The sequence below is a fragment of the Arthrobacter sp. 2762 genome, from assembly GCF_040548745.1.
Classification (GTDB): domain Bacteria; phylum Actinomycetota; class Actinomycetes; order Actinomycetales; family Micrococcaceae; genus Arthrobacter.
Genome location: NZ_JBEPSI010000028.1, coordinates 1 through 1,465 on the forward strand (window position 1 = coordinate 1; position 1,465 = coordinate 1,465).

The following is a 1,465-nucleotide window of genomic DNA, read 5'->3' on the forward strand; positions in this document are numbered from 1 at the left end:
TCCTTACGGTGTTGTTGTGGGTGATTTCGGAGCTGTCGTAGTGTTTCGATCACCCTCGGGTGGCGGGTATGGCACAAGTCTCCCTGCCGCTTGGACGGCTTACTGGGAATGGCCGCCCGCTGCCCGCCGATGACTCGACCGCTGATTGAGAATTACGACATTGATCGTTGGGTAAGGACGTGCCGGCGTAGTTATCGACAGGGCCTACCGAAATTGGAGCTGATCGAAGGGGACTGAATATGCCGGCATTGTGGGCAGGAATCGACTCGGGCAAAAGAGCTCATCATTGTGTAGTGATCGATCAGACAGGGGCGGTGCTGTTCTCGAAACGGGTCGAGAACGACGAAAATGCACTGCTCGATCTCATAGCCACGGTCGCGGAGATCTCGGCCGGTCGTGAGGTCTGTTGGGCTACGGATTTGAACGCTGGCGGAGCAGCCCTGTTGATCGAGTTGTTGTCCGCGCATTCCCAGCAGCTGCTGTATATCCCCGGACGGATTGTGCATCACGCTGCGGCGACCTACCGCGGAGATGGCAAGACTGACGCGAAAGATGCCAGGATCATTGCTGACCAGGCACGGATGCGCACTGATCTGCAGCCCGTCCGCGGTGCCGATCAGATCAGCGTGGACCTGCGGCTCCTGACCGCCCGCCGGACCGATCTGATCTGCGACCGTGTCCGATCGATCAACAGGCTTCGTGCCACCTTGCTGGAATACTTCCCTGCGCTCGAGCGCGCATTTGACTACTCAAAGAAGGCGCCCCTGCTCCTCCTGGGCGGCTACCAGACCCCTGAGAGCATTCGGCGGGTAGGACTGACCCGGCTGGCCGGCTGGCTGAGGAAACGCGGCTGTCGTAACAGTGCCAAGATGGCCGAGAAGGCACTCATAGCCGCCAACTCGCAGCACACCGTCCTGCCTACCCAGGCCACAGGCTCTGCCCTGGTTGTCCGGCTGGCCGGGCAAATCAGCACGCTCGATGCCGAGATCGCCGACGTCGATGCCCAGATCACTGAGCTGTTCCGGCAGCATGACAACGCAGATGTTCTGCTCACCATGCCTGGGTTCGGCCCCGTGCTCGCGGCAACTTTCCTCGCGAATATCGGCGGCAACCTGGCCGCATTCGACTCAGTCGACCGACTCGCCAGCGTCGCGGGCCTGGCCCCCGTCCCGCGCGATTCCGGACGAATCAGCGGGAACCTTCACCGACCCCGTCGCTTCAACCGCAGGCTCCTGCGAACCTGTTACCTCGCCGCCCTCTCCAGCCTGAAGAACAGCCCTGCCTCAAGAACCTATTACGACCGAAAGCGCGGAGAAGGAAAGTCCCATAAACAGGCCCTCATCGCCCTCGCAAGACGCCGGATCAACGTCCTCTGGGCCATGCTCCGCGACCACACCATCTACCAGGAACCAACGCCACGCATCACCGCTCAAGCAGCTTGACAGAAACATTGAGATTCCCAATG

At 60.9% G+C, this 1,465-nt stretch carries 1 protein-coding gene; it reads left to right on the plus strand.

The features are described from left to right. Window positions 1–239 precede the first annotated feature (239 nt). On the plus strand, window positions 240–1,442 hold the full coding sequence (locus ABIE18_RS22070; protein ID WP_499724652.1) for an IS110 family RNA-guided transposase: 1,203 nt from the start codon (window positions 240–242) through the stop codon (window positions 1,440–1,442). Window positions 1,443–1,465: the final 23 nt, after the last annotated feature.

Bases quoted from the DNA above. Each gene is read 5' to 3' on its own strand.
- ABIE18_RS22070 (WP_499724652.1), top strand. From the start codon at position 240: ATGCCGGCATTGTGGGCAGGAATCGACTCGGGCAAAAGAGCTCATCAT.